This is a genomic window from Pseudomonas sp. HMSC08G10 (assembly GCF_001808425.1).
GTDB classification, from domain to species: Bacteria; Pseudomonadota; Gammaproteobacteria; order Pseudomonadales; family Pseudomonadaceae; genus Aquipseudomonas; species Aquipseudomonas guariconensis.
The window spans coordinates 32,784-57,736 of record NZ_KV793328.1; the positions used below are offsets into that span (position 1 = coordinate 32,784).

The 24,953-nt window shown below is 63.6% G+C and carries 23 protein-coding genes; 10 read left to right on the plus strand and 13 right to left on the minus strand.

Annotated features, from left to right (window positions below):
- The first annotated feature begins 80 nt into the window (after positions 1-80).
- Both HMPREF3173_RS19095 and HMPREF3173_RS19100 read left to right on the plus strand, forming a co-directional pair.
- Positions 81-1,727 carry a GMC family oxidoreductase gene (locus HMPREF3173_RS19095; RefSeq protein ID WP_070575620.1) on the plus strand — a complete coding sequence of 549 codons (1,647 nt, stop codon included), beginning with the start codon at positions 81-83 and terminating at the stop codon, positions 1,725-1,727.
- A gap of 96 nt (positions 1,728-1,823) precedes the next feature.
- Entirely contained in the window at positions 1,824-3,446 is a 1,623-nt protein-coding gene (locus HMPREF3173_RS19100) for an MFS transporter (protein WP_070575624.1), read from the plus strand.
- Between the two features lie 248 nt (positions 3,447-3,694).
- On the opposite strand, the gene HMPREF3173_RS19105 is transcribed toward HMPREF3173_RS19100, so the two are convergent.
- From HMPREF3173_RS19105 to glyQ, 4 genes are all read right to left on the minus strand, one after another.
- Positions 3,695-4,465 carry a lysophospholipid acyltransferase family protein gene (locus HMPREF3173_RS19105; RefSeq protein ID WP_070575627.1) on the minus strand — a complete coding sequence of 257 codons (771 nt, stop codon included), beginning with the start codon at positions 4,463-4,465 and terminating at the stop codon, positions 3,695-3,697.
- Between the two features lie 64 nt (positions 4,466-4,529).
- Positions 4,530-5,057: a D-glycero-beta-D-manno-heptose 1,7-bisphosphate 7-phosphatase gene (gmhB, locus tag HMPREF3173_RS19110; protein ID WP_043207580.1), complete on the minus strand. Its 528-nt coding sequence runs from the start codon at positions 5,055-5,057 to the stop codon at positions 4,530-4,532.
- Positions 5,058-5,060: 3 nt separating this feature from the next.
- Complete coding sequence (glyS, locus tag HMPREF3173_RS19115; protein WP_070575630.1) at positions 5,061-7,115, minus strand: glycine--tRNA ligase subunit beta; 2,055 nt, start codon at positions 7,113-7,115, stop codon at positions 5,061-5,063.
- On the minus strand, positions 7,112-8,059 hold the full coding sequence (gene glyQ / locus HMPREF3173_RS19120) for a glycine--tRNA ligase subunit alpha (RefSeq protein WP_043207584.1): 948 nt from the start codon (positions 8,057-8,059) through the stop codon (positions 7,112-7,114). The genes glyS and glyQ overlap by 4 nt, the downstream gene beginning before the upstream one ends.
- A gap of 87 nt (positions 8,060-8,146) precedes the next feature.
- Between glyQ and HMPREF3173_RS19125 the strand changes: the two genes are divergently transcribed.
- The gene (locus HMPREF3173_RS19125; protein ID WP_043207586.1) at positions 8,147-8,698 is read left to right on the plus strand and encodes a DNA-3-methyladenine glycosylase I; all 552 of its coding nucleotides are present in this window, start codon (positions 8,147-8,149) and stop codon (positions 8,696-8,698) included.
- A gap of 41 nt (positions 8,699-8,739) precedes the next feature.
- Positions 8,740-9,627: a lysophospholipid acyltransferase gene (locus tag HMPREF3173_RS19130; RefSeq protein WP_043207587.1), complete on the plus strand. Its 888-nt coding sequence runs from the start codon at positions 8,740-8,742 to the stop codon at positions 9,625-9,627.
- 95 nt (positions 9,628-9,722) lie between these two features.
- Here HMPREF3173_RS19130 and HMPREF3173_RS19135 read toward each other — a convergent pair whose 3' ends face one another.
- From HMPREF3173_RS19135 to def, 5 genes are read right to left on the minus strand one after another with little or no spacing between them, the layout of a single operon-like run.
- Positions 9,723-10,037, minus strand: a complete 315-nt coding sequence (locus HMPREF3173_RS19135) for a tetratricopeptide repeat protein (protein WP_070575633.1) — start codon at positions 10,035-10,037, stop codon at positions 9,723-9,725.
- A gap of 12 nt (positions 10,038-10,049) precedes the next feature.
- On the minus strand, positions 10,050-11,423 hold the full coding sequence (gene trkA / locus HMPREF3173_RS19140; RefSeq protein WP_070575638.1) for a Trk system potassium transporter TrkA: 1,374 nt from the start codon (positions 11,421-11,423) through the stop codon (positions 10,050-10,052).
- 22 nt (positions 11,424-11,445) lie between these two features.
- Positions 11,446-12,756, minus strand: a complete 1,311-nt coding sequence (gene rsmB / locus HMPREF3173_RS19145) for a 16S rRNA (cytosine(967)-C(5))-methyltransferase RsmB (protein ID WP_070575641.1) — start codon at positions 12,754-12,756, stop codon at positions 11,446-11,448.
- On the minus strand, positions 12,753-13,685 hold the full coding sequence (fmt, locus tag HMPREF3173_RS19150) for a methionyl-tRNA formyltransferase (protein WP_043207598.1): 933 nt from the start codon (positions 13,683-13,685) through the stop codon (positions 12,753-12,755). Before fmt ends, rsmB begins: the two co-directional genes overlap by 4 nt.
- A 60-nt stretch (positions 13,686-13,745) precedes the next feature.
- The gene (gene def, locus HMPREF3173_RS19155) at positions 13,746-14,252 is read right to left on the minus strand and encodes a peptide deformylase (protein ID WP_016394290.1); all 507 of its coding nucleotides are present in this window, start codon (positions 14,250-14,252) and stop codon (positions 13,746-13,748) included.
- Positions 14,253-14,460: 208 nt separating this feature from the next.
- Between def and dprA the strand changes: the two genes are divergently transcribed.
- The 3 genes from dprA to HMPREF3173_RS19170 all read left to right on the plus strand — a co-directional run bounded on the left by dprA (position 14,461) and on the right by HMPREF3173_RS19170 (position 16,814).
- Positions 14,461-15,558, plus strand: coding sequence for a DNA-processing protein DprA (gene dprA, locus HMPREF3173_RS19160; RefSeq protein WP_371906697.1), 1,098 nt, complete (start codon positions 14,461-14,463; stop codon positions 15,556-15,558).
- 37 nt (positions 15,559-15,595) lie between these two features.
- Entirely contained in the window at positions 15,596-16,153 is a 558-nt protein-coding gene (locus HMPREF3173_RS19165) for an L-threonylcarbamoyladenylate synthase type 1 TsaC (protein ID WP_043207599.1), read from the plus strand.
- Between the two features lie 352 nt (positions 16,154-16,505).
- Positions 16,506-16,814, plus strand: a complete 309-nt coding sequence (locus HMPREF3173_RS19170; protein ID WP_070575644.1) for a hypothetical protein — start codon at positions 16,506-16,508, stop codon at positions 16,812-16,814.
- Positions 16,815-16,894: 80 nt separating this feature from the next.
- On the opposite strand, the gene HMPREF3173_RS19175 is transcribed toward HMPREF3173_RS19170, so the two are convergent.
- Positions 16,895-17,872 carry an NADPH:quinone reductase gene (locus HMPREF3173_RS19175; protein ID WP_070575647.1) on the minus strand — a complete coding sequence of 326 codons (978 nt, stop codon included), beginning with the start codon at positions 17,870-17,872 and terminating at the stop codon, positions 16,895-16,897.
- Positions 17,873-18,004: 132 nt separating this feature from the next.
- Between HMPREF3173_RS19175 and hemF the strand changes: the two genes are divergently transcribed.
- Positions 18,005-18,916: an oxygen-dependent coproporphyrinogen oxidase gene (gene hemF / locus HMPREF3173_RS19180; RefSeq protein WP_070575650.1), complete on the plus strand. Its 912-nt coding sequence runs from the start codon at positions 18,005-18,007 to the stop codon at positions 18,914-18,916.
- Positions 18,917-18,940: 24 nt separating this feature from the next.
- Positions 18,941-19,765 (plus strand): shikimate dehydrogenase, encoded by an 825-nt coding sequence (gene aroE, locus HMPREF3173_RS19185; protein ID WP_070575653.1) that lies wholly within the window; start codon positions 18,941-18,943, stop codon positions 19,763-19,765.
- 27 nt (positions 19,766-19,792) lie between these two features.
- Here aroE and HMPREF3173_RS19190 read toward each other — a convergent pair whose 3' ends face one another.
- The 3 genes from HMPREF3173_RS19190 to betC form a co-directional block, all read right to left on the minus strand.
- Complete coding sequence (locus tag HMPREF3173_RS19190; protein WP_070575656.1) at positions 19,793-21,358, minus strand: SulP family inorganic anion transporter; 1,566 nt, start codon at positions 21,356-21,358, stop codon at positions 19,793-19,795.
- Positions 21,359-21,445: 87 nt separating this feature from the next.
- Positions 21,446-22,372, minus strand: coding sequence for a choline ABC transporter substrate-binding protein (choX, locus tag HMPREF3173_RS19195; protein WP_070575660.1), 927 nt, complete (start codon positions 22,370-22,372; stop codon positions 21,446-21,448).
- 14 nt (positions 22,373-22,386) lie between these two features.
- Positions 22,387-23,904: a choline-sulfatase gene (gene betC, locus HMPREF3173_RS19200; RefSeq protein WP_070575665.1), complete on the minus strand. Its 1,518-nt coding sequence runs from the start codon at positions 23,902-23,904 to the stop codon at positions 22,387-22,389.
- Between the two features lie 109 nt (positions 23,905-24,013).
- On the opposite strand from betC, the gene HMPREF3173_RS19205 reads away from it, so the two are divergent.
- Positions 24,014-24,913: a choline sulfate utilization transcriptional regulator gene (locus HMPREF3173_RS19205; protein ID WP_070575668.1), complete on the plus strand. Its 900-nt coding sequence runs from the start codon at positions 24,014-24,016 to the stop codon at positions 24,911-24,913.
- Positions 24,914-24,953: the final 40 nt, after the last annotated feature.

Here is a 24,953-nt window from a genome sequence, read left to right on the forward strand (position 1 = left end):
GCGAAATCTCGTGTTTCGTCCTCGAAATTAATCAATAAGATGGTCAGGGACAAGAATAAAAATCAGGCGCGAGGTTTCACATGCCATCAGCCGATTCAGTCTTCGACTATGTGGTCGTCGGTGCCGGTCCAGCCGGTTGCCTGCTGGCCAACCGCTTGTCCGCCGACCCTTCCTGCCGCGTTCTGCTGCTCGAGGCGGGTGGCCGCGACAACTATCCCTGGATTCACATTCCCGTCGGTTACCTCTACTGCATCGGCAACCCACGCACCGACTGGTGCTTCAAGACCGAGGCGCAGCCAGGCTTGGGTGGACGCAGCCTGGGTTATCCAAGGGGTAAGGTGCTGGGTGGGTGCTCCTCGATCAACGGCATGATCTACATGCGCGGCCAGGCGGCCGATTACGACCGCTGGGCCGAACAAGGCAATGACGGCTGGGCGTGGAAGGATGTGTTGCCGTTGTTCAAAGCCAGCGAGCGCCACTTCGCCGGTGCCAGCGACAGCCATGGCGCCGAGGGCGAATGGCGTGTCGAACAGCAGCGCTACAGCTGGCCGATCCTCGATGCCTTCCGCGATGCTGCCGAGCAGAGCGGCATCGCCAAGGTGGCGGATTTCAACACCGGCGACAACGCAGGTTGTGGATACTTTCAGGTCAATCAACGCAGCGGTGTGCGTTGGAATGCTTCCAAGGCCTTCCTTCGGCCGGTGCAAGGGCGTCCAAACCTCACGGTGCTCACCGGTGTGCAGGTCGACCAGATCATCCTCGAGAATGCCCGGGCCTCAGCGGTCAAAGCCCGCTGGCAAGGGGCCTGGCAGGCATTCAAGGCGCGACGGGAGATCATTCTGTGCGCCGGTTCGGTCGGCTCGCCTGGCATCCTGCAGCGCTCTGGCATCGGGCCGCGCAAGTTGCTCGAGGGGTTGGGCATCGGGGTTCGTCATGAGCTGCCGGGTGTGGGCGGCAACCTGCAGGACCACCTGCAACTGCGCCTGATCTACCAGATCCGCAACACCCGCACGCTCAATCAGATGGCCAACAGTCTATGGGGCAAGATGGGCATGGGCCTGCGCTACCTCTATGACCGCAGTGGCCCGTTGGCCATGGCGCCTAGCCAGTTGGGTGCCTTTGTGCGGTCGGGTCCCGAGCAGGCCACCGCCAACCTGCAGTACCACGTACAACCCTTGTCGCTGGAGCGCTTCGGCGAGCCGTTGCACCGCTTCCCGGCGTTCACCGCCTCGGTGTGCAACCTGCGCCCGGTCAGCCGCGGCCGCATCGATATCCGCAGCGCGGACATGCTTGCTGCGCCATTGATCGATCCCAATTACCTGAGTGATCCGCAAGACCTCAAAGTCGCCGCCGATGCCATTCGCGTCACTCGGCGCATCGTGCAGGCCCCTGCCCTGGCAGCGTTCGATCCGCGTGAATACTTGCCCGGCCCGGCCCTGCAGACTGAGGAACAACTGCACGAGGCCGCCGGCAAGATCGGCACCACTATCTTCCATCCCGTGGGCACCTGCCGCATGGGCAGCGGCCCACTGGATGTTGTGGATAACCAGCTGCGCGTTCATGGCGTGCCGGGCCTTCGGGTAGCCGATGCCTCGATCATGCCGCAGATCGTTTCGGGCAATACCTGCTCACCCACGTTGATGATCGCCGAGAAGGCGGCGCAACTGATCCTCAAGGGGGCTCTCACCCAGACCAACCTCAGCGACACCGCGATACCGACGCCCTGACCCGGGTGCGTGCAACACCGGCGGCTTGCGGTCAGAGGCCGCCGACAGTGGAAAACAACAATAATCACTGTGGCCTGCGGGCCGAGGACAGCAACGATGTCGGATTACATCCAAGAGCAAGGTACGGCTGCCAGTACGGTCAGCCGACGTGAGGAACGTAAGATCATTTTCGCGTCATCCCTCGGGACGGTGTTCGAGTGGTATGACTTTTTTCTCTATGGCGCATTGGCGGCGGTGATCAGCAAGCAGTTTTTTGCAGGGGTCAACGACACCACGGCGTTCATCTTCGCGCTTATGGCCTTTGCAGCCGGCTTTCTGGTCCGCCCGTTCGGCGCGCTGGTCTTCGGCCGCCTGGGTGACATGATCGGGCGCAAGTACACCTTCCTGGTGACCATCGTGCTGATGGGCCTGTCGACCTTCGCCGTTGGTCTATTGCCCACCTATGCCAGCATCGGCATCGCCGCACCCATCATCTTGGTGGTGCTGCGCATGCTTCAGGGCCTGGCTCTGGGCGGTGAGTATGGCGGCGCGGCAACCTACGTCGCCGAGCACGCACCGCCTGGCAAGCGTGGTTTTCATACCGGGTTCATCCAGTCCACCGCAACGCTTGGTTTGCTGCTTTCGCTGGTCGTCGTGCTGGGCAGCCGCTACATCAGTGGTGACCAATTCGAGGCTTGGGGCTGGCGGTTGCCGTTCCTGTTGTCGATCTTCCTGCTGGCGATCTCCACTTGGATCCGCATGAGCATGGAAGAGTCGCCCGCCTTCGTGAAGATGAAGGCCCAAGGCAAGGTCAGTAAATCGCCGATCCGCGAATCTTTCACCTCCTGGCCGAACCTCAAGGTCGTGTTGACCGCGCTGTTCAGTATCAACGCCGGCCAGGCCGTAACCTTCTACACGGCGCAGTTCTATGTGCTGTTCTTCCTGACCCAGATGCTCAAGATGGACCCGGCCCAGGCCAATACCCTGCTGATCATCAGCGTGGTGATTGGTGCGCCGTTCTTCGTGTTTTTCGGCTGGTTGTCCGACAGAGTGGGGCGCAAGCCGATCCTGATGATCGGCCTGCTACTGGCCACGGTGCTGTACTTCCCGATGTTCAAGGCGCTGAGCCACTACGCCAACCCACAAATCGATGCGGCCAGCCGGCAGGCGCCGATCGTCGTTACGGCCGATCCACAAGGCTGCACCTTCCAGTTCGACCCGGTGGGCAAGGCTCGTTTCGACAGCCCTTGCGACAAGGTCAAGACGTTCCTGGTCAAGCAAGGCCTGCCGTACAGCTCGGTGGATGCGCCAGCGGGATCTGCGGTGCAGGTCACCATCGGCGAGCAGCGCATCGATGGGTTTGACGAGGCGGCCATGCGCTCGGCCATCGAGCAGGCTGGCTACCCGGCCAAGGCGGATCCCGCGAGCGTAAACCAGGTGATGGTGGTGGTGCTCATCGTCGCCATGATCCTGATTGCCACCATGACCTATGGGCCTTTGGCGGCAGTGATGGTCGAACTGTTCCCGACCCGCATCCGCTACACCTCCATGTCCCTGCCGTATCACATTGGCAATGGCTGGTTCGGTGGCTTCCTGCCGACCGTGTCGTTCGCCTTGGTGGTGTACACCGGGGATATCTTCTATGGGCTGTGGTACCCGGTGCTGATTACCGGGGTGAGTCTGGTGGTGGGGTTGTTCTGCCTGAAAGAAACCAAGGATGTGGATATCGACAAGGTCTAGTGCCTGGCCTTGGTCGCGCGCAGGGTAGTTTGCGGGAGCGGGTGTATCCGCTCCCGCAAGTCTTCACGCTATCAGCGGTGCTGCGGACAAAAAAAACCGGCGTAAAAGCCGGTTTTTTTATGCTGCGAAAAAACTTATGCACGATTTTCAAGAAAAGGTCATACAAAGAAATAATCTTTTAAATCAATAACTTAAGTAGCATTTCGAGGTAATGATCCAAAACTTGCTCACAAGTTATCCACAGATCGTCAAACATTGTGTTCCGCCTGGCTTTCCGCTACCGGCGGCAGCGATCCCATGGCCCGCTGGGCCGCCTCGTTCCAGGCCTGGGCGCGGTCGTTGAGCTCTGCGATCGCCCGCGGGCCAGTGCCCACCGGGTACATCGGCTCGCCGATCACCACTTCGATGGTCCCCGGGCGCTTGCCCCAACCTTCACGTGGCCAGAACTTGCCTGCATTGTGCGCGATCGGCAGCACCGGCAGCCCGGCATTCACCGCCAGGGCGGTGCCGCCTCGGGAAAACTTTCCGATCTGTCCGTGGGGGACCCGGGTGCCCTCGGGGAAGATCAGTACCCACACGCCCTGCTTGAGCAGCTCGTCGCCCTTGCTGGCGACTTGGCGCAGGGCCTCCTTCGGGTTTTTCCGGTCGATGGCGATCGGGCGAAGCATCGCCATTGCCCAACCAAAGAACGGTACGTACAGCAGCTCACGCTTGAGCACCTGGCTCAGCGGCGAAAAATAGGCGGACAGGAAGAACGTCTCCCAGGTGCTCTGGTGGTTGGACAGAATCACGCAGGGCTCCTTGGGCACATTCTCGGCGCCGGTGACCTTGTAGCGAATGCCCAAGATCACCCGTGCCAGGAATACGGCGCAGCGGCACCAGTAAACGTTGATGAACCGGTAGCGCTTGTGGAACGGCAGAAACGGTGCGACGAAGAAACTCAGCGAGCACCACAGCAGCGAACTGGTGCCCAACAGCAGGTAAAAAAGAAAGATTCTGATCGCCTGCAGGATCGACATAGTGGCATGTACCGTTGCGGGGCCTGCCCGCCTAAGGAAAAGTGCGCCACAGCGGGCGCACTACTTAAATTAGTTCTCTGGCGATGGCTGCCAGATCGTCGAAAATCAAAGTGTTTTGCGGAACGCCTTTTTCCAGCGTCCTTTGTCCTTTGCCGGTCTTCACCAGCACAGGTTGTGCATCGACGGCCAGGGCGGCCTCCAGGTCACCTTTGCTGTCGCCGACAAACCAGACGCCAGCCAGATCGACCTGATAATGCTCGGCAATCGCCCGCAGCATGCCAGGCTTGGGTTTGCGGCAATCGCAACCGTCGTCCGGGCCGTGCGGGCAATGCACGATGTAACCCACCTCCCCCCCTTGCTCGGCCACTAGCGCGCGCAGGCGCGCATGCATGGCCTCCAGGGTCGCCAGCGGATAATAGCCGCGGGCGATGCCGGACTGGTTGGTGGCCACGGCCACCGTCCAGCCCGCCTTGCTCAACTGCGCGATGGCCTCGATCGAGCCCGGAATGGGAATCCATTCATCCAGCGACTTGATGTAGGCGTCGGAGTCGTGGTTGATCACTCCGTCTCGATCAAGAATCAGCAGTTTCAAGGCTTACCCCAGCAGCGAGATGTCGGCCACGCCCAGGAACAGGCCGCGCAGGCGGCTGAGCAGGGCATAACGGTTGGCGCGGACCTTGGCATCTTCGGCGTTGACCATCACCGCCTCGAAGAAGGCGTCGACCGGATCACGCAGGGCGGCCAGGCGGGCCAGCGACTCGCTGTACTGACGCGCGGCAGCCATCGGTTGCACGGCTTGGTCGGCCTGCTGGATGGCCGAATACAGGGAGAACTCGTTGGCATTGTCGAAGTACTTGGGCTCGACGTGCTCGGCGATGGCGCCTTCGGCTTTGCTCAGCAGGTTCGACACGCGCTTGTTCACCGCGGCCAGGGCTTCGGCTTCAGGCAGCTTGCGGAAGGCCTGCACGGCCTGTACGCGCTGATCGAAGTCCAGGGCAGAGCCCGGCTTAAGGGCACGCACCGAGAGGTAGGTGGCGACGTCGATGCCTTCGTCTTCGTAGCGCGCGCGCAGGCGGTCGAAGATGAACTCCAGCACCTGCTCGGACAGGCCGGCGGCCTTGACCTTGGCACCGTACTGCTTGACGGCGAACTCGACCGCGGTGGTCAAGTCCAGGTCCAGCTGCTTCTCGATCAGGATACGCAGCACGCCCAGGGCGGCGCGGCGCAGCGCGTAGGGGTCCTTGCTGCCGGTCGGCAGCATGCCGATGCCGAAGATGCCGACCAGGGTGTCGAGCTTGTCGGCGATGGCCACGGCGGCACCGGTCAGGGTCTGCGGCAGCTCGGCGCCAGCACCGCGCGGCATGTACTGCTCGTTCAGCGCCAGGGCCACGTCTTCCGGCTCGCCATCGTTCTGGGCGTAGTAGTAGCCGGCAACGCCTTGCATCTCAGGGAATTCGCCGACCATCTCGGTGGCCAGGTCGCACTTGGACAGCAGGCCTGCGCGGCCTGCGCGCTGGGCATTGCCGCCAATCAGCGGAGCGATGAACGCAGCCAGCTTGGAAACGCGCTCGGCTTTGTCGTAGACAGTGCCCAGCTGAGCCTGGAAGACCACGTTCTTCAGGCGCTCGTTGAAGGTTTCCAGCGGCTGTTTCTTGTCCTGCTTGAAGAAGAACTCGGCGTCGGTCAGGCGCGGACGCACGACCTTCTCGTTGCCCAGCACGATCTGCTTCGGATCACGGCTCTCGACGTTGGCCACGGTGATGAAGCGCGGCAGCAGCTTGCCTTCGCTGTCCAACAGGCAGAAGTACTTCTGGTTGTCCTGCATGGTGGTGATCAAGGCTTCCTGCGGCACCTCCAGGAAACGCTCCTCGAAGGAGCACACCAGCGGCACAGGCCATTCGACCAGAGCGGTCACTTCGTCCAGCAGTGCCGGCGGCACGACAGCGGTGCCTTCCTGCTGCATGGCCAGCTCCGCGGTGCGCTTGGCGATCAGCTCGCGACGCTCGGCGAAGTCGGCCAGCACGTAGGCCTTGCGCAGGTCCTCGACGTAGTTGGCCGGGGTGGTGATGACCACGTTTTCCGGGTGGTGGAAGCGGTGGCCACGGGATTCGCGACCGGCCTGCTGGGCCAGGAGGGTGCATTCGACGACCTGGTCGCCGAGCAGCATCACCAGCCACTGGGTCGGACGCACGAACTCTTCACGGCTGGCGCCCCAGTGCATGCGCTTGGGGATCGGCAGGTCGTTGAGCGAGTCTTCGACAATGGTTGGCAGCAGGCTGGCGGTAGCCTTGCCTGGAATGTGCTGCGAGAAGCGCAGCTTGGCACCGCTCTGGTCGATCTCGGCCAGGTCGACGCCGCATTTCTTGGCGAAGCCCAGGGCGGCCTGGGTCGGGTTGCCCTCTGCGTCGAAGGCGGCCTGGCGGGGCGGGCCGTCGATGTTGATGCTGCGGTCAGGCTGCTGCACGTCCAGCTGGCGGATCAGCACGGCCAGACGGCGCGGGGCGGCATAGACCTGCTTGTCGGTGTAGTTCAGGCCGGCGGCCTGCAGGCCTTTCTCGATGCCGGCCAGGAAGGCGTCGCCGAGGCTGGCGAGGGCCTTCGGTGGCAGCTCTTCGGTGCCCAGTTCGACCAGAAAATCTTGAGCACTCATTGTGCAGCCTCCAGCTTAGCCAACACTTCGTCACGCAGTTCAGGGGTCGCCATCGGGAAGCCCAGGCGTGCGCGGGCTTGCAGATAGCTTTGCGCCACGTCCCGGGCCAGGGTACGTACGCGCAGGATGTAGCGCTGACGCTCGGTCACCGAGATGGCGCGGCGGGCGTCGAGCAGGTTGAAGGTGTGGGACGCCTTCAGGACCATTTCGTAGGTCGGCAGCGGCAGGTCCAGCTTGATCAGGCGGTTGGCTTCGCTTTCGTAGAAGTCGAACAGCTCGAACAGTTTCTCGACGTTGGCGTGCTCGAAGTTGTAGGTCGACTGCTCCACTTCGTTCTGGTGGAACACGTCGCCATAGGTGACCTTGCCGAACGGGCCGTCGGCCCAGACCAGGTCATAGACCGAGTCCACACCCTGGATGTACATGGCCAGACGCTCCAGGCCATAGGTGATTTCACCGGTAACGGGGAAGCACTCGATGCCACCGACCTGCTGGAAGTAGGTGAACTGGGTCACTTCCATGCCGTTGAGCCAGATTTCCCAACCCAGGCCCCAGGCGCCGAGGGTCGGCGATTCCCAGTTGTCTTCGACGAAACGGATGTCGTGGACCAGCGGGTCCAGGCCGATCGCCTTCAGCGAGCCGAGGTACAGCTCCTGGAAGTTGGCCGGGTTCGGCTTGAGCACCACCTGGAACTGGTAGTAGTGCTGCAGGCGGTTGGGGTTTTCGCCATACCGTCCGTCGGTTGGGCGACGGCTAGGCTGCACATAGGCGGCGTTCCAGGTTTCCGGGCCGACGGCGCGCAGGAAAGTGGCGGTATGGAAAGTGCCGGCGCCTACTTCCATATCGTAGGGCTGAAGCACCACACAACCTTGCTCCGCCCAGTATTGCTGCAGGGCGAGGATGAGGTCTTGGAAGGTACGCACGGCTGGCGTAGGCTGGCTCACGAAATTCACCTGTATCTGGGGATGCGGATGTAAAGAGCGGGAGTATAACCCGATTCGCCTCGCCCTCTACCCATGGAATGGAGCCTTATGCCACGCTGCTTCTGGTGTACCGACGATCCTTTGTACCAGGCCTATCACGACCAGGAGTGGGGAACGCCTCAGCGTGACCCGGCGTTGCTCTTCGAGATGCTTTTGCTCGAAGGGTTCCAGGCCGGGCTTTCGTGGATCACGGTATTGAAGAAACGCGAGCGCTACCGCGAGGTACTGCATGGCTTCGACCCGGTGAAGCTGTCGCAGATGAGCGACGAGCGGATCGAAGAGCTGATGCTCGACGCGGGGATCATCCGCAATCGCCTCAAGCTCAAGGCCGCGCGGCGCAATGCCCAGGCCTGGCTGGCTGTGGATAACCCGGCCGAGTGGTTGTGGTCGTTCGTCGGTGGCGCGCCCAGGATCAACCACTTCAAAACGCGCGGCGAGGTGCCAGCGGTTACCGACGAGGCCCGGGCCATGAGCAAGGCCCTGCAGAAGGCCGGCTTCACGTTCGTCGGGCCGACCATCTGCTATGCCTTCATGCAGGCCACCGGCATGGTCATGGACCACACCACCGACTGTGATCGCTACGCCGCGTTGCTGCGCTGAAGCGTTACAATGCCCGCCTTGCAGAAATAAGGAATCCGGCTGTGGAAAAATTCAAAGGCGCCCTGATGGTCGGGGTGCTGCGACTGTTCGCCAAGCTGCCCTGGGGCGCAGTGCAGCGGGTCGGCGCGGGTATCGGCTGGCTCATGTGGAAGATCCCCAACGGTTCGCGCAATGTGGTGCGCATCAACCTGGCCAAGTGCTTCCCGGAAATGAACCCGGCCGAGCGCGAGCAACTCGTGGGCCGTGCACTGAAGGACATCGGCAAGTCCTTCGTCGAAAGCGCCTGCGCCTGGATCTGGCCTCCCCAGCGCTCGCTGGAGCTGATCAAGGAAGTGCATGGCCTGGAGGTCCTGGAGCAGGCCCTGGCCTCGGGCAAGGGCGTTGTGGGTATCACCAGTCACTTGGGCAATTGGGAAGTGTTGAACCACTTCTATTGCAGCCAGTGCAAACCGATCATCTTCTACCGCCCACCCAAGCTCAAAGCTGTGGATGATCTGCTGCGCGAGCAGCGGGTGCAGATGGGTAACCGCGTGGCGCCTTCGACCAAGGAAGGCATCCTCAGCGTGATCAAGGAAGTGCGTCGGGGCGGTCAGGTGGGAATTCCGGCCGACCCGGAGCCGGCCGAGTCCGCTGGAGTGTTCGTGCCATTTCTCGGCACCCAGGCGTTGACCAGCAAGTTCGTGCCCAACATGCTGGCGGGCGGCAAGGCGGTAGGCGTGTTCCTGCATGCGCTGCGTCTGCCGGATGGCTCTGGCTTCAAGGTGTTCCTGGAAGCTGCGCCCGAGGAGATGTACAGCGAGGATGTGACCGTGGCGGCCGCCGCCATGAGCAAGGTCGTCGAGCGTTACGTACGCGAGTATCCAAGCCAGTACATGTGGAGCATGAAGCGCTTCAAGAAGCGTCCGGCGGGCGAAGCGCGCTGGTATTGAGTTATCCACCGCCGCTGGAACAGGCTCAATACAACTCTGCCTGTTTCAGCAGGGCCCCTGTGGGAGCGGGTTTACCCGCCCCCATAGGGACCGCGTCAACCTGCCGCCTTGTCGAGTTTCTTCAGGAACACCGCCATCTCCTTCTCGGCCTGCTTGTCCCCATGGGACTGCGCCGCCGCGATCCCCTCCTCCCAGGCCTTGCGTGCCGCCGCCAGGTCGCCCTGTAGCTGGTAGGCCTTGCCCAGCAGCTTCCACGCCGCCGAGTACTTCGGATCGTGCTCCACACACCGAGCCAGGTGCACCGCCGCCTCGGCACCGTTGCCTTCATCGAGCCACGCCTTGCCCAGGCCAAAGCGCAGCAGGGCGTTATCCACACCCTTGGCCAGCATCTTTTCCAGCGATTCGCGCATGCCGTTTTCTCCTTAGAAGAAACTCAGGCCCACGTGGAACAGCTTTTCCACGTCACGGATGTGCTTTTTATCCACAACGAACAGGATCACATGATCACCCGCTTCGATCACTGTATCGTCGTGGGCGATCAGCACTTGCTCGTCGCGGATGATCGCGCCGATGGTCGTGCCTGGCGGTAGGGCGATGTCTTCGATGGCCTTGCCGATCACTTTGCTCGACTTGGCATCGCCATGCGCGACCGCCTCGATGGCCTCCGCCGCGCCCCTGCGCAGCGAGTGCACGCTGACGATGTCGCCTCGGCGCACGTGGGCCAACAGCGTGCCGATGGTAGCCAGCTGCGGGCTGATGGCGATGTCGATATCGCCGCCCTGGACCAGGTCCACATAGGCCGGGTTGTTGATGATGGTCATCACCTTGCGTGCACCCAGGCGCTTGGCCAGCAACGAGGACATGATGTTGGCCTCGTCGTCGTTGGTCAGGGCCAGGAAGATGTCGGCGTCGGCGATGTTCTCCTCGAGCATCAGGTCCTTGTCCGAGGCGCTGCCCTGCAGCACCACGGTGCTTTCCAGGGTGTCGGAGAGATGGCGGCAGCGGGTCGGGCTCATCTCGATGATCTTCACCTGGTAACGGCTTTCGATGGCCTCGGCCAAGCGTTCGCCGATCTGCCCGCCCCCGGCGATGACCACGCGCTTGTTGGTCTCGTCGATGCGGCGCAGTTCGCCCATTACCGCGCGGATGTCCTTGCGCGCGGCAATGAAGAAGACTTCGTCGTCGGCTTCGATCACCGTATCGCCTCGCGGCGTGATGGGGCGGTCGCGACGGAAGATGGCCGCCACACGGGTATCGACGTTGGGCATGTGGGCGCGGATCTGGCGCAGCTGCTGGCCCACCAGTGGGCCGCCGTAGTAGGCCTTGACCGCCACCAGTTGCGCCTTGCCGTCGGCGAAGTCGATCACCTGCAGGGAGCCGGGGTGCTCGATCAGGCGCTTGATGTAGTTGGTCACCACCTGTTCCGGGCTGATCAGCACATCCACCGGGATGTGGTCGTTGTCGAACAGCTCTTCACGAGTCAGGTAGGCTGACTCGCGCACCCGGGCGATCTTGGTGGGGGTGTGGAACAGCGAATAGGCGACCTGGCAGGCCACCATGTTGGTCTCGTCGCTGTTGGTCACCGCCACCAGCATGTCGGCGTCGTCGGCGCCGGCCTGGCGCAGCACCGTGGGCAGCGAGCCGCGGCCCTGCACGGTACGGATATCCAGGCGGTCGCCGAGGTCGCGCAGGCGGTCGCCGTCGGTGTCGACCACGGTGATGTCGTTGGCTTCGCTGGCCAGGTGCTCTGCCAGCGTGCCGCCCACCTGCCCTGCGCCGAGGATGATGATCTTCATCCGCTACTCCTAGTCCTTGTGCTTATCCGCGCGAGGCGGCGATCTTGATCAGCTTGGCATAGTAGAAACCGTCGTGGCCGCCTTCTTGGGCCAGCAGCTGTCGGCCGTGGGGCTGGCGCAGGCCGGCCTCGAGTGCCAGGTCCAGCTCGCGGGCACCGGGGGTGCGGGCGAGGAAGGCGTCGATCACTTCGGTGTTTTCGGTCGGCAGGCTCGAACAGGTGGCGTAGACCAGCATGCCGCCGACTTCGAGGGTCGGCCACAGGGCATCGAGCAGCTCGCCTTGCAGCGCGGCCAGGGCCGGGATGTCGTCAGCCTGGCGGGTCAGCTTGATGTCCGGGTGACGGCGGATGACACCGGTGGCCGAGCAGGGCGCGTCGAGCAGGATGCGCTGGAACGGTTTGCCGTCCCACCAGCTGGCGGTGTCGCGGGCATCGCAGGCGATCAGCTGGGCGTCCAGCTGCAGGCGGTCGAGGTTCTCGCGCACCCGCGCCAGGCGCTTGGCTTCTAGGTCGATGGCGACCACTTCGGCCAACCCGGCTTCGGCTTCGAGCAGGTGGCAGGTCTTGCCGCCCGGGGCGCAGCAGGCGTCCAGCACGCGCTGGCCGGGCGCCAGTTCCATGAGGTCGGCGGCCAGTTGCGCGGCCTCGTCCTGCACGCTGACCCAGCCCTCGGCGAAGCCTGGCAGGCCGCGCACGTCACAGGCTTCGGCCAACAGGATGCCATCGCGGCTGTACTGGCAAGGGCTGGCGCTGATACCGGCCTCGGTCAGTAGCGCCAGGTAGGCGTCACGGCTGTGGTGGCGGCGGTTGACCCGAAGGATCATCGGCGGATGGGCGTTGTTGGCAGCGCAAATCGCTTCCCACTGCTGCGGCCAGAATGCCTTGAGCGCCTTTTGCAGCCAACGTGGGTGAGCGGTGCGCACCACTGGGTCGCGCTCCATGTCGGCGAGCAGTGCCTCGCCTTCACGCTGGGCGCGGCGCAGCACGGCATTGAGCAAGCCCTTGGCCCACGGCTTCTTGAGCTTGTCGGCGCAACCGACGGTTTCGCCAATGGCGGCGTGGGCCGGAATGCGGGTGTAGAACAGCTGGTACAGGCCGACCAGCAGCAAGGCCTGAACATCAGCATCGGCGGCCTTGAAGGGCTTTTGCAGCAGCTGGGCGGCCAGTAGATCCAGGCGTGGCTGCCAGCGGGCGGTGCCGAAGGCCAGGTCCTGGACCAGGCCGCGATCACGCTCCTCGACCTTGTCCAGTTGCGCGGGTAATGAGCTGTTGAGCGAGGCCTTGCCGCTGAGTACGGCGGCCAGGGCACGGGCGGCGGCCAGGCGAGGATTCATTGGCCGAGCACCTTGCCGCTTGCGAACTTCTCGCGGCGGCTGTTGAACAGGTCGCTGAAGGCCAGTGGCTTGCCGCCCGGCAGTTGCAGGCGGGTCAGGCTCAGGGCACCTTCGCCGCAGGCGACCACCAGGCCATCCTTGCTGGCGGAAAGGATCTCGCCAGGGTTGCCCTTGCCTGTGGACAACTGCGCAGCCAGGACCTTGACGCTCTCGCCGTCCAGGGTGCTGTGGCACACCGGCCACGGGTTGAAAGCGCGGATCAGACGCTCCAACTCGATGGCTGGGCGTTTCCAGTCGATACGTGCTTCGTCCTTGTTCAGCTTGTGGGCATAGGTGGCCAGGGCGTCATCCTGAACCTCACCTTGCAGGCTGCCGTCTGCCAGGCCTGCAATGGCCTGCACCACGGCGCCCGGGCCCATCTGGGCGAGGCGGTCGTGCAGGGTGCCGCCGGTGTCCTCGGCGCTGATCGGGGTCACGACCTTGAGCAGCATGGGGCCGGTGTCCAGGCCGGCCTCCATGCGCATCACGGTCACGCCGCTTTCGGCATCGCCGGCTTCGACTGCCCGCTGGATAGGCGCGGCGCCGCGCCAGCGCGGCAGCAGAGAGGCGTGGCTGTTGATGCAGCCCAGGCGCGGGATATCCAGCACCACCTGAGGCAGGATCAAGCCGTAGGCGACCACCACCATCAGGTCTGGCTTGAGCGCGGCAAGCTCCGCCTGGGCCTCGGCGTTGCGCAGGCTCTGCGGTTGGTACACCGGGATGGCGTTTTCAACGGCCAGCTGCTTGACCGCTGAGGGCATGAGTTTCTGGCCACGGCCAGCCGGACGGTCGGGCTGGGTGTAGACGGCCACCACTTCGTAGGGGCTGTCGAGCAGGGCTTTGAGGTGTTCGGCGGCAAACTCTGGGGTGCCTGCGAAGACGATGCGCATGGAGTTCTCGCTTTGAAAAAGAAAAAGGCTTGCCGAAGCAAGCCTTCTGGAAGGTGGGGATCAGGCTTGCTGGCGGTGCTGCTTTTCCAGCTTCTTCTTGATCCGGTCGCGCTTGAGCTGTGACAGGTAGTCGACGAACAGCTTGCCGTTGAGGTGGTCGAACTCGTGTTGCACGCACACTGCCAGCAGGCCTTCGCATTCCAGTTCGAACGGTTTGCCGTCGCGGTCCTGGGCCTTGACCCGCACACGCAGGGGGCGGTCGACGTTCTCGTAGAAGCCCGGCACCGACAGGCAGCCTTCCTGGTACTGGCCCATGTCGTGGGTCAGCTCTTCGACGCTGGGGTTGATGAAGACGCGCGGCTCGCTGCGGTCTTCGCTGAGGTCCATGACCACGACCTGCTTGTGCACGTTGACCTGGGTGGCGGCCAGGCCGATGCCAGGGGCTTCGTACATGGTTTCAAACATGTCGTCGATCAGCTGACGCAGGGCGTCGTCGAACTCCGTCACCGGTTTGGCGATGGTGCGCAGGCGCGGGTCCGGGAATTCGAGAATGTTCAAGATGGCCATAAGGTCAGGCAGTCACTGTGCGTTCGGTTGAAAACTGAGCACACATAATAAAGGGAATCGGGGCATTCGGCACCTGGCAAAGCTCGGCTAGGGTGTGAAAGGACTGCATCAGGTCCATTCCATGGACAGCTTGTCAAAGTATTATCAACAAAGTTATCCACAGGTTGTACCACGTGGATGACCCCTCGCCGATCAAGGACGATCCGCCATGAACATGCCTGTTGTGCCCGCCTGTCCACCCGCCGAACTCGAGGCGCGTCTGCGTTTGCATCAGCTGCCCGAGGTGGGCCCGCGACGTTTCCACGCCCTGATCGATGCCTTCGGCGATGCCGCTTCGGCCCTCACAGCTCCCGCCAGCGCTTGGCGTGCGCTGGGCTTGCCGGCGGCCTGTGCCGAGGCCCGTCGCAGCGCCGAAGTTCGTGACGGCGCTGCCGTCGCAATGGCCTGGCTAGAGCGTCCGGGCCAGCATTTGCTGATGTGGGACGCGCCTTCGTATCCCGCGCTGCTGGCTGAAACGGACACAGCCCCGCCGCTGCTCTTCGTGGCCGGCGACCCTGGCTTGCTCGAGCGTCCGCAACTGGCCATCGTCGGCAGTCGCCGCGCAACGCCCCCCGCGCTGGACACCGCCAAGGCGTTTTCCCGGTGTCTTGCCCAGGCCGGTTTCACCATCACCAGCGGGTTGGCTCTGGGGGTCGATGGTGCCGCTCATCGGGCGGCATTGCAGGCCGGTGGGCACACCATCGGCGTGCTCGGCACGGGTCTGCAAAAACTTTATCCACAGCGCCATCGCGAGCTGGCCCGGGACATGATCGAGGGTGGCAGTGCGCTGGTGTCGGAGTTTCCCCTGGATGCCAATCCGCATGCCGCGAATTTTCCCCGACGCAACCGGATCATCAGCGGTCTGTCGCTAGGGGTGCTAGTGGTCGAGGCGAGTCTGGCCAGTGGTTCGCTGATCACCGCGCGACTGGCGGCCGAGCAAGGCCGGGAGGTGTACGCCATTCCCGGCTCGATCCACCACCCCGGCTCCAAGGGCTGCCACCAGCTGATCCGCGATGGTGCGTTGCTGGTTGAAAGCGTTGAGCAGATCCTCGACAGCCTCAAAGGCTGGCAAATCCTGCCCCCTGCACCTGTGGAAAACTCGGACCACCCATTGCTCGCCCTGCTGCATGCCGCGCCCCAGACCAGCGAAGCCCTGGCCTTCAGCAGCGGGCAGCCCCTGGCCCAGGTGCTGGCCAGCCTCACGGAACTGGAGCTGGGTGGGCGGGTGAGCAACGAAGCTGGGCGTTGGTTTGCCCGAAACAGCTAAGTACACTGCGCATCAGGCTTAAATGCGGAGAGACAAAATGGTGAGCAGTTGGCGTGTGCAACAAGCCGCACGTGAGATTCGGGCAGGTGCGGTCATCGCCTATCCGACAGAAGCGGTCTGGGGCTTGGGCTGCGACCCATGGAACGAGGACGCGGTGTATCGCCTGCTGGCGCTCAAGTCGCGGCCTGTGGATAAAGGGCTGATTCTGGTCGCTGACAACATTCGACAGTTCGATTTCCTGTTCGAGGATTTTCCACAGGACTGGATCGACCGCATGGGCAGCACCTGGCCTGGGCCGAACACCTGGCTGGTACCGCACCAGGACCTGTTGCCTGAATGGGTGACCGGGATGCACGACACCGTGGCCCTGCGGGTCAGCGATCATCCCTTGGTGCGCGAGCTGTGCGCGCTGGTAGGGCCGCTGATTTCCACCTCGTGCAACCCAGGCGGGCGCCCGGCGGCCAAGAGCCGGTTGCGGGTGGAGCAGTATTTTCATGGCCAATTGGACCTCGTGCTCGGCGGAGCGCTGGGTGGGCGGAAGAATCCGAGCGTGATTCGCGACCTGGTGACAGGCGAGGTCGTTCGGGCCGGCTGACCCAGGGAGGGCCCGGCGATGGACCGCCACGCGGCCCCAGGTATTGCAGGACTTTTCTGATTTCCTCCGCCCGGCTGTCCAGCTGGAATTTAGGGAAATACCCTACCTATCCGTCAGCTGCCGGCACCTTCCGGCAGGGAACCCATGTCTCTAGGCTCCAGACCGTCGCCAATAACTTGGTGATCGGGTGTGGTAACCCGCCAATTCTGGAGCATTTGCAGCCTATGGCGGCTGTGCGCGGGAGGCTTTTGCCTGCCGGGAGTGCCTCCAGTCCGGTTTACCACTCCGCGTACAGCTGCCACCCAAACCGTGTGGTAACGGATGGGTGTCAGCTCCAACTCTGGAGCAAACGATGAAAAAGCTTGTCCCTGATCCACCTCTACCCAACACCACATCTCGCCCCTTCGGCCGCTGCGATGCCGGCCATCCTCCCCTCTTCTCCACAAACCCTGACATCTCTGCCCACGACGCCCTCGTCCACGTAGCGCTTTACCTGCGCTGCGCCTACGAGACTGGCCTGCAGGCACTCGAACACCTGCACGAGTCAGGCCGCGGCATGTACTGGTCGAACCTGCACGCGATTGAAATGGCAGAGGGCTTGGTGGAGGCGATGCTCGATGGCATCGAGTCGGCGCCGGCAACCATCAGGACCGCCGGCTAAGCGGTGGGCGCTGTGGGAGCGGGTAAAACCGCTCCTCACCGGTGGCGTTCTGAATCAACCCACCGCGTAACGGCCTCGGATCAGGGCAGCAGCACAGTCGAGCCAACGGTTCTGCGTGCCGACAGCTCCGTCTGGGCCTTGGCCGCTTCGCTCAGCGGATACCGCTGCTGGATATCCACAACCAACTTGCCGCTGCTGATCATGCCGAACAAATCGTCGGCCATGGCCTGGGTGTTTTCGGCATTGTTGGCATAGCTGCCCAAGGTCGGGCGGGTCACGTACAACGAGCCCTTCTGCGAGAGGATCCCAAGGTTCACCCCGGTCACTGCGCCCGACGCGTTGCCGAAGCTCACCATCAAGCCGCGTGGACGCAGGCAGTCCAGCGAAGTGAGCCAGGTGTCGGCGCCCACACCGTCATAGACCACCGCGCACTTCTGGCCGTCGGTCAGCTCCAGCACGCGCTTGGCCACGTCCTCATGGCTGTAATCGATGGTCGCCCAGGCGCCCAGAGCCTTGGCGCGTTCGGCTTTTTCGGCGGAACTGACCGTGCCGATCAGCTTGGCACCCAGGGCTTTCGCCCACTGGCAGGCCAATGAGCCCACGCCACCGGCAGCGGCATGGAACAGGATGAAATCGCCCGGTTGCACGGCGTAGGTCTGCTTGAGCAGGTATTGGGTGGTCAGGCCCTTGAGCATCACTGCGGCGGCCTGTTCGAAGCTGATGGCCTCCGGCAACTTGACCACGTTGGCCTCTGGCAGGGTGTGCACTTCGCTATAGGCACCCAGTGGGCCACCGGCATAGGCCACGCGATCGCCCACTTTCAGCCGGCTGACGCCTTCGCCGACCGCGTCGATCACGCCGGCAGCTTCGGTGCCCAGGCCTGAGGGCAGCGCGGGCGGCGGGTACAGGCCGCTGCGAAAATAGGTGTCGATGAAGTTCAGCCCGATCGCGTGGTTGCGCACGCGGACTTGTTGCGGGCCCGGAGGAGCGGGTTCGAACTCGACCAGTTGCAGGACTTCCGGGCCGCCGTGCTGGTTGAACTGGATACGCTTGGCCATCTCACACTCCGTTGTCTGGGGATCGGGAAGACCTTCTATCGGACGCCTTTGCTTGATCGCCGTCAACTGCGGCGTAGCTTGCGCCGATGGTATGCTAGCCGGCACATTTTTCCGCTCCTTCCAGGTGACCCGATGACCAGCCGCACCGAGGCCGTGAAAGCCTACCTGCTCGACCTGCAAGACCGCATCTGCTCTGCCCTCGAAACCGAAGACGGCGGTGCCCGTTTCGTCGAGGACGCCTGGGTGCGTGAAGCCGGCGGCGGCGGTCGCACCCGGGTGATCGGCGAAGGCAAGGTAATCGAAAAGGGCGGCGTGAACTTCTCGCATGTGTTCGGTGCCGGCCTGCCGCCGTCGGCCAGTGCCCACCGCCCGGAGCTCGCCGGCCGTGGTTTCGAGGCGTTGGGCGTGTCGCTGGTGATCCACCCGCACAACCCACATGTGCCTACCTCCCACGCCAACGTACGGTTCTTCATCGCCGAGAAGGAAGGCGAGGAGCCGGTGTGGTGGTTCGGCGGTGGTTTCGACCTGACGCCTTACTACGGCAACGAAGAAGACTGCATCCACTGGCACCGGGTCGCCGAGCAGGCTTGCGCGCCGTTCGGCGCCGATGTGTACCCGCGCTACAAGGCCTGGTGCGACCGGTACTTCCACCTCAAGCACCGGGGGGAGCCACGGGGCATTGGCGGGCTGTTCTTCGATGACCTGAACGAGTGGGATTTCGACACCTGCTTCGCCTTCCTGCGTGCCATCGGCGAGGCCTACATCGAGGCTTACCTGCCAATCGTCCAGCGCCGCAAGGCCACGCCTTACACGCCCGAGCAGCGCGAGTTCCAGGAGTTCCGCCGTGGGCGCTATGTGGAGTTCAACCTGGTCTACGACCGCGGCACCTTGTTCGGCCTGCAATCGGGCGGTCGCACCGAGTCGATCCTCATGTCGCTGCCGCCGCAGGTCCGCTGGGGCTACGACTGGAAACCCGCGCCGGGCAGCGAGGAAGCGCGCCTGACCGAGTACTTCCTGCAGGACCGTGACTGGCTCAATCAGTAAGCCTGTGGATAACGAGGAGTTCCCATGGACCAATACGTCGTTTTCGGTAACCCCATCGGCCACAGCAAGTCGCCGTTGATCCACCGCCTGTTCGCCGACCAGACCGGCCAGGACTTGGAATACAGCACCCTGCTGGCGCCGCTGGATGATTTCAGCGATTGCGCCCGCGGCTTCTTCAAGCAAGGCGCGGGGGCCAACGTCACTGTGCCGTTCAAGGAAGAAGCCTTCCGCCTGTGCGACAGCCTCACGCCACGGGCCCAGCGTGCAGGTGCCGTGAACACCTTGAGCAAACTGGCCGACGGCACGCTGCAGGGCGACAACACCGATGGCGCCGGCCTGGTGCGGGACCTGACGGTCAATGCCGGCGTGGAGCTTGCCGGCAAGCGCATCCTGATTCTTGGTGCCGGTGGTGCGGTGCGCGGCGTGTTGCAGCCGATCCTGGCGCATCACCCGCAGTCGCTGGTGATCGCCAACCGCACGGTGGAAAAGGCCGAGCAACTGGCCCGGGAGTTCGATGACCTGGGGCCGGTGGTGGCCAGTGGTTTTGCCTGGTTGCAGGAGCCGGTGGACCTGATCATCAATGCCACCTCGGCGAGCCTGGCGGGTGAGTTGCCGCCGATTGCCGACAGCCTGGTCGAGCCGGGGCGCACGGTCTGCTACGACATGATGTATGGCAAGGAGCCGACGCCGTTCTGCCAGTGGGCCACCCGGTTGGGCGCGGCCAAGGTGCTCGATGGGCTGGGGATGCTGGCCGAGCAGGCGGCTGAGGCGTTCTTCACCTGGCGTGGGGTGCGGCCGGATACGGCACCTGTGCTGGATGAGCTCCGGCGGCAATTGGCGCGAGGCTGACAGTGTTGGGCCGCACAGCGGCCCTCATCACTCTTCGAAGCGGATCGGGCACAGCGCGGCGCCTTCAAGCTTTTGCAACTCTTCGATCACCTGCGGCCGGGCACGATGCAAGGTGAGGCTCCCGCCATTACGCTTCAGTCGCCGCGCTTCGCGGTGCAGCATGTCCACCCCTGAGTAGTCGATGAAATTGATCTGCCGTGCGTCGATCACGACCTGCGGCCCTTGGCAGCGTTGCAGGCGCACCTGCAGATAATGAGCGGCGCCGAAGAAAATCGACCCGCCCACTCGCAGCACATCGATCTCCCCTTCCCGGCTCTGTTGCACCCGTGGCCGCGAGGTGCGCTTGAGATAGAAGAACAGCGATGCCAGCACGCCCGCATAGATCGCGGTCTGCAATTCCAGCAGCAAGGTGGCGGCGGCAGTCAACGCCATGACCAGGAACTCCGAGCGGCTGACCCGAAACAGCGAACGGATGGCCCGGTGATCCACCAACCCCCAACAGATCAGCAGGATGCTGCCGGCCATGGCTGGAATCGGCAGGTGTGCGATCAGCCCGGCGCCGGCGACGGCGAACAGGGCCACCCACAATGCCGAGAACACCCCGGCCAATGGCGAACGGGCGCCTGCGTCGTAGCTCAAGCCTGAGCGGGTGAACGAGCCCGATGACAGGTAACCGGAGAACAGCGCGCCGACCATGTTCGATAGGCCCTGGGCACGGATCTCCTGATTGGCGTCGATCAACTGCTCGGAGCGCGCCGACAACGACCGGGCAATCGACAGGCTGGTCACCAGCCCGAGCATGCCCACCGCCACGGCGCTGGGCAACAGGCGCAGGATCAGTTCCAGGTCCAGCAGCGGCAACGGGCTCAAGGGCGGCAACTGGCCAACGAAGGCAGGCACTCTGGGCACATGACCAAAGACGCTCGGCAGCAGCCAGGCAATGACGCTGACCACCACCAGGCTGATCAACAGGCTGGGCCAGCGTGGGCGCCAGAGCTTGAGCAACACACCGATCAGCAGGGTCGCCAGGCCCAGGACCAGCGACGGCAGGTCGACCTCGCCGGCATGGTTGAGCAAGTCCTGCAATGTGCGCAGCGCCGTGGCCTGGCTGGGCAGGTCCATGCCCATGAGGTTGGGCAACTGACCGAGGGCGATCACCACCGCAGCGCCCAAGGTGAACCCGAGCACCACGGAGTGGGAGACGAAATTGACCAGCGCGCCGAAACGCAGCATCCCCAGCAATAGCTGGAACATGCCGCCCAGGAAGGTCAGCAGCAGCACCAAGGTGATGTAGTCGTCGCTACCAGCCACGGCAAGCGGGCTGATGCTGGCGTAGAGCACGATGGAGATGGCTGCGGTCGGGCCGCAGATCAGGTGCCAGGACGAGCCCCACAGGCAGGCCACCAGCACCGGCACGATGGCGGCGTACAGGCCATATTCGGCGGGCAGGCCGGCGATCAGGGCGTAGGCGATCGATTGCGGCAGCGCGAGGATCGCGCCACTGAGGCCCACCAGCAGGTCCTGGCGCAGGCTACGGCCCGATTGACGGGGGAGCCAAGTGAGGAAGGGCAGCAGGTGGCTCAGGTGGGGCATGGGGAGTACAGATTCCTGGAGATTTTTCACCAGCCCTGTGGGCGCGCATTTACCCGCGCCCACAGGGGTTATGTGTCGCTCAGCGGATCAAAGTCTAGCGTTTACGGCCTCTTGGGCATCCCCACCCTCTTTGGTGGTCACCCCGGCCAGCCAAGTGTTCAGCGATTCTGGATGCGCCTTCACCCAGGCCTTGGCCGCTTCATCGAAACTCACCTTCTTGTCCACAACCTCGGCCATGATGCTGTTTTCCATCTCCAGACTGAAGCTCAGGTTGCCCAGCAGTTTCGCTGCGTTCGGGCACGCCTGTGGATAACCCTTGCGCACCAGGGTGTACACCTCCCCCTTATCGCCGAACCACTGCTCGCCGCCGGTCAAATAATGCATCTTGAGCTTCACGTTCATCGGGTGCGGTGTCCAGCCGAGGAAGGTGATGAACTGTTTTTTCTGCACCGCACGCTGGACCTGAGCCAGCATCGCCTGCTCGCTGGATTCGACCAGCTTCCACTGCCCCAGGCCGAAGGCGTTCTTGCCGATGATTTCTTTGAGCGACAGATTGGCCGGTGCCCCGGAGCCGATGCCGTAGAGCTTGTTGCCGAACGCGTCGGCATGTTTTTGCAGGTCAGCGAAGTCTTTCACGCCGGCCTCCCAGACGTAATCCGGCACCGCGAGGGTGAATTGCGTACCTTCAAGGTTGCGCGCCAGACGCTGCACGTCGCCGTTGGCGACGAACTTGTCGTGAAAGCCCTGCTGCGCGGGCATCCAGTTGCCCAGGAAGGCATCCACCTGGCCGTCCTTGAGGCCGCCGAAGATGATCGGTACGGCCAGGTTGTCGATCTTCACCTGGTAGCCGAGGCTCTCCAGGAGCAGGCGGGCCACGGCGTTGGTGGAGGCGATGTCGCTCCAGCCGGGGTCGGCCATTTTGACGGTGGTGCATTGGCTATCGCTGTCGGCGTGGGCCGGGATGGCGGTCAGGCCCAGGGCCAGGGCGATCAGGGCGGTGGAGAACTTCTTCATGGCGGTCTCTCTGCTCAATCCAGGGGTGCGGGCTGTGGATAACGTGCCTTGCGCTCGAGGTCGTCGAGATCGATGTGGTTGCGCATGTACTGTTGGCTGGCGTCCACCCAGGGTTGGTGGTCCCAGCTTTTGAGCTTGCCGATGGAAAGCGCCTCTGCCACCAGACGACGACGGCGCTGGCTGGCCAGCACTTGCTGGCGTAGGACGGGAATGTCCCAGCGTTGGCGGGCTTGATCGACAAATGCCTGCAGCAGCGCCTGATGATCCGGGCTGCCGGTGAGGTTCTCCCGCTCGTGCGGGTCGCGACTCAGGTCATAGAGTAGACATGGGTCGTCCTCGCTGTACACGAACTTGTATGGGCCTCGGCGGATCATCATCAGCGGGCCGACGGTGCCCTCGGCCATGTATTCGCCGATCACCTCGTCATGCCCACCCTGCCCTTGCAGGTGCCCGACCAGAGAGCGGCCATCCAGGTGCAGGGCCGGTTCGACTGCGCCACCGGCCAGCTCCACCAGGGTTGGCAACAGGTCGCAAGTGGAGACGTTGGCGCTGACCCGAGCCGGGGCGAAGCGTTTGGGCGCGTGCACCAGAAGTGGCACCCGGGCCGACATCTCGAACCAGTGCATCTTGTACCAGAGCCCGCGCTCGCCAAGCATGTCGCCGTGGTCACCGGAAAACACGATCAGGGTGTCCTCGGCCAGGTCGCATTCCTCCAGGGTCTGCAGGAGCTTGCCGATGTTGTCGTCGATATAGCTGCAGGCGCCGAAATAGGCTCGGCGGGCATCGCGGACCTTGTGCGGCGGTAGGGGTTTGTCCCACAGGTCATAGACCTTGAGCAGGCGTTGGGAGTGCGGGTCCTGCTCGTCTTGGGCAATGCTTTCAAGCGGCATGGGGATATCCACACCGTCGTACAGATCCCAGTAGTGCTTGGGAATCGTGTAGGGGTCATGGGGGTGCGTCATGGAGACGGTCAGGCAGAACGGCCGGCCGTCGCCCTCGCGAACATGGTCGTAGAGATACTGGCGGGCCTTGAACACCACCTCTTCATCGAAATCCAGTTGGTTGGTGCGCACGCAGGGCCCGGCCTGCAGTACCGAGGACATGTTGTGGTACCAGCTCGGGCGCACGTCGGGTGCGTCCCAGTTCACGGCCCAACCGTAGTCGGCCGGGTAGATGTCGCTGGTCAGGCGCTCCTCGTAGCCGTGCAGTTGGTCCGGCCCACAGAAATGCATCTTGCCAGAGAGCGCGGTGCGATAGCCCAGGCGACGCAGGTAGTGGGCGTAAGTGGGTACGTCGGCAGGGAAATCCGCAGCGTTGTCGTAGGCACCAATGCGGCTGGGCAATTGCCCGCTGACCAGGGTGAAGCGCGAGGGTGCACACAGCGGGCTATTGCAGTACGCGGCGTCGAACACCACCGCCTGTTCGGCCAGGCGGCTCAAGTGCGGCATCTTGATGGGCGATGAGCTGTAGATCGGCAGCAAGGGCGCGGCCATCTGGTCGGCCATGATGAACAGGATGTTGGGTCGCTTCATGGGGGCCTTCCATCGTTGGAGGTTATGGGAACCGCTTGCGATCGAGGATGCGACTGTGGATAACATGGGTAAAGCCCATGCCGGGCAATGACTGGGATTAGCCGCGCTTATGTTTGAGCACCTTGCTGACGTTTCCCTGGATACCTTGCGGGTCTTCGAGGCTGCCGCCCGGTTGCGGGGCTTTACCGCTGCGGCATTGGAGTTGGGCACTACGCAGCCGGCGGTGAGCCAGCAGGTCAAGCGCCTGGAGGCCCAGTTGGGCACGCGCCTGTTCGATCGGATCTACCGGGGGATTGAACTGACCGAGACGGGTCAGGCACTGTTCGAGCAGATCCACCAAGCGTTGCTGGCGATGGACGACGGCATCGCCCAGGCCAGTGGGCGCGGCCAGCGCGAAGTGTTGCAGGTGGCCACCGACTTCGCCTTTGCGGCCTTCTGGCTGATGCCACGGTTGCCGCGCTTCCATGAGGCTTATCCACAGGTGGACGTCAGCCTGGTGACCGGTGAGCGCAGCCAGGCCATGCTGCGCCCGGACATCGACGTGGCGGTGCTGTTTGGCGATGGGCGTTTCCATCAGGGCGAGAGCCGCTGGCTGTTCGACGAAGAGGTCTTCCCTGTCTGCAGCCCCAACCTGATGCGTGGCAAACCCGCGTCAGCCGAGGCTTTGCAACGATTGCCCCTGCTTCATCTGCGTGGTGAACAGGCCAGTCGCTGGTTCGATTGGACGGGAGTCTTTCGAGGGTTTGGTCTGCACAGTCCACCCCCGCCTGGGCAGATGCGTTTCGACAATTACACGCTGTTGATCCAGGCGGCGATTGCCGGCCAAGGTGTGGCGATCGGTTGGCGACATTTGGTGGATGGGCTGGTGGACCAAGGGCTGTTGTGCCGACCGCTCGAAGGCAGTTTGCGCTCGAGGCGCGGGTATTACGTGGTATTGCCGCCGCGCAAGCGGCGTGGGGCGTTGATCCAGCGGTTCGTGGATTGGCTGGCGCAGGAGCGAGGGCTGTGACGCCACGGGCGCTGCTTTGCGGCCCAGCGCAGGCAGCCCC